This is a genomic window from Microcoleus sp. A2-C3, from assembly GCF_036706065.1.
GTDB lineage: Bacteria > Cyanobacteriota > Cyanobacteriia > Cyanobacteriales > Microcoleaceae > Microcoleus.
Map to the genome: position 1 here is coordinate 1 of NZ_JAUBVX010000108.1, position 3,049 is coordinate 3,049.

The following is a 3,049-nucleotide window of genomic DNA, read 5'->3' on the forward strand; positions in this document are numbered from 1 at the left end:
CAAAGGAACATAAATTTGATTTCCCCAAAATCCATCAGTACACCTATACATAGAAAATGATTTAGGATTGCTATATAGGTAAAAATCCACTCGCTCAAGGCGTGTTCCGGTATTTTAGGCTTAGCTAACTGCTGTCCCAAAAAAGCATACAACCGCAAGCAAGGAGTCATCGCCGCTACAGTCAAACCTACACCGCTTCCCCAGGCTGTCGCTAATAAAAAATCCGTGTAGCGCCTGGTAGCGATTCCCGGTTTTGCCTCTGACAAGTTTACACCCCATTTCGCTGCATATCCTTGATGCAAGCCAAGTTCTTCTAAAACACCGCTACCGAGATTGTGGAGGATTTCAAATCCCTCCCAGTCTGGTGCTTTGGCCGCAGCAATGCTGTAAGCACGAGCGAAGGCTCTCAGAAAAAATGCGTCTTGTGCAACGTAATATGCAAAACTATTTTGGGCTAGGCTACCGTCAGCAATGCCTCTGACAAACGGATGTTGGAGACAAGCTTCGCTTAAGTCTTGATTTGCTTGCCAAAGATCATTGGAATTTGTCATACAATTTTGAATCTATGGGTGATTATTGTAAATTTTTTAGTCCGACCAAACATCTATGATAACAGATATTTTCGCTTGGCTGGTGTCAGTTTTATACTGCCTTGAATTTTTCCTATTCAATAAATTATATAAATGTTGGTACGCTGATATTTTGTGGGCTATCTTTGTCGGGATAGAAGAGCGAAATTACGTGCAGAAGCTTTTCCTAGAAGCCGCCAGTGCCTTCGGCAAAAAATAGACTCTTGATTTGACAATTGAAAATACGATCTACCAAAAACTGCGATGAACCATACACCTAAGTATTCCTTGATAATTCCCATCTATAACGAAGAAGAAAACCTCCCTGAATTGTATAGACGAATTAGCGGGGTGATGGAGCACCTCGACGGCCCAGTAGAATTAATTTTAATCAATGATGGCAGCCGCGATCGCTCTTTGGAACTTTTGCGAGAATTGCACGAACAAGACTCGCGAATTTGTTACCTCAGTTTAGCCCGCAATTTCGGCCACCAAATAGCTGTAACTGCTGGCTTAAACTTTTCTAGTGGTCAAGTTGTCGTCATCATGGACGGCGATTTGCAAGACCCCCCAGAGCTAATTCTAGATATGGTAGAACAGTGGCGGATCGGGTATCAAGTTGTTTACGCCCAGCGCACTCAACGCCGTCAAGAAAGTTGGTTTAAGCGGTTGCCAGCTTATATGTATTATCGTATTTTGCGGAATCTTGCTGATGTTGATATTCCCATAGATACGGGCGATTTTTGTTTAATGGATAGGTGCGTAGTGAATGTGCTCAATGCTATGCCCGAACGCAATCGCTACATTCGGGGACTACGGGCTTGGATTGGTTTCAAACAAACTGCGGTTAAGTTTGAACGTGATCCGCGTTTTGCTGGCGAGGTTAAGTATACCTTTAGCAAATCTTTTGCTTTGGCGATGAACGGTTTAGTTTCTTTTTCAAAAGTTCCTTTGCAACTGTCGATTTATTTGGGTTTATTTTCGGCTTTGGTGTCTGTTTTAATGGCTTTTCTGGTTTTGTACTGGCGTCTTTTCTCTCCGGGTTCGGGATTAAGTGGTTTGACAATTATAATTATGGCGGTTTTCTTTTTGGGTGCGGTGCAGTTGGTCAGTATTGGGATTTTGGGCCAGTATATTGGGCGGATTTATGAGGAGGTGAAGGGCAGGCCGCTTTATACGCTGGGAGAAGTTGCTGGTTTTGCCGATCGCCAAAAATCACCAAAATAATACCAATCCCCAAAAATGTTGCTACAATTTATAATCTTATACCAATCATTAAAACTCGTAAATTTTCACAAAAACAAGGCAATGCGGTATCCCGACAGATCGCATAAAACAATTTATATGTAGCACTATATTTCAGAATTAGTATAATTTTAGCAAACAACTGTTAACTAATCTTGCCTAAATTATCTAAATTATGAGATAATTCAAGAGATTAAAATCTCCTCAATACTCATGTTTAAACTTTACGAATATTCCCCTTCGGGCAATTGCTATAAAGTTCGCTTGCTATTGACGCAGCTCAATCTTGCGTTCGATCGCACAGAGATTAATATTCTCCAAAAAGAAAGCCGGACACCCGAATTTTTGGTCAAAAATCCCAATGGCCGCATTCCGGTGTTAGAAATCGCACCGGGTAAATTTCTCTTTGAATCCAATGCAATTATGTTTTACTTGAGCGAAGAAACTGAGTTTTTCCCCAGCGATAAATTTGAACGTGCTTTAGTGATGCAGTGGTTGTTTTTTGAACAGTACAGCCATGAACCTTTTATTGCAACTTCTCGTTTTTGGTATTTGACAGGGAAAGCTGAAGAATATCAAGCAGCATTGCAACAAAAACAAGCACCGGGTTATGCTGCTTTGGGCGTAATGGAACAGCATTTAGAACAGAATGACTTTTTTGTGGGCGATCGCTATTCTATCGCTGACATAGGTTTATTTGCTTACACTCACGTTGCTGGGGAAGGCGGATTTGACTTGACGCGGTTTCCGGAAATTCAATCTTGGATCGAGCGAATCAAGCATCAGCCTCGATATATTAGCATTACAGATTAAGATTGCAGTCGGCTGTATTCTGGCATTACAAGCAGTGGTGTGAAGATAGCATCTTGAAAAAGATCGTGACACAGTTACATGACCGAGTTATATGGAATAGTGCGCTAAAAACTCAAAAAAAACCACGGTAAAAAAGAAAACAGGCTGCGATGAAAAATGACTATATCATGTAATACGCTTGGGTTAGTGTTTTTTTCTCCGAAGATAGGAACGTTAGCGAAGCGATATTTTAGATTGTATATGGCGATCGATGACCCGACGGGGAGAAGGGGATTCCGGGAGAGGATTGGATGATTTGTGATGGTCATCAAGATATACAATTTAAATGTACAACACCTGACCGGATCTCAATACTTCTCGGTTAAGGTCTAAGCGGTACTGAGAATAGAAAAATGAAGCTCCTGGCGCTGAGTACCAGTACC

General features: G+C 41.5%; 3 protein-coding genes. 2 read left to right on the top strand and 1 reads right to left on the bottom strand.

Annotated elements, in window-relative coordinates; genetic code table 11:
- The coding region (locus QUB66_RS29410; protein ID WP_332970775.1) for a TenA family protein at positions 1 to 551 on the bottom strand (551 nt) is incomplete at its 3' end.
- A 282-nt stretch (positions 552 to 833) separates the two neighbouring features.
- On the opposite strand from QUB66_RS29410, the gene QUB66_RS29415 reads away from it, so the two are divergent.
- A complete protein-coding gene (locus tag QUB66_RS29415; RefSeq protein ID WP_265239469.1) occupies positions 834 to 1,796 on the top strand; it encodes a glycosyltransferase family 2 protein in 963 nt (320 codons plus the stop codon).
- A 231-nt stretch (positions 1,797 to 2,027) separates the two neighbouring features.
- Positions 2,028 to 2,627: a glutathione S-transferase family protein gene (locus QUB66_RS29420; RefSeq protein ID WP_332970774.1), complete on the top strand. Its 600-nt coding sequence runs from the start codon at positions 2,028 to 2,030 to the stop codon at positions 2,625 to 2,627.
- The last annotated feature ends 422 nt before the right edge of the window (positions 2,628 to 3,049 follow it).

Bases quoted from the DNA above. Each gene is read 5' to 3' on its own strand.
- QUB66_RS29420 (WP_332970774.1), top strand. From the start codon at position 2,028: ATGTTTAAACTTTACGAATATTCCCCTTCGGGCAATTGCTATAAAGTT.
- QUB66_RS29415 (WP_265239469.1), top strand. From the start codon at position 834: ATGAACCATACACCTAAGTATTCCTTGATAATTCCCATCTATAACGAA.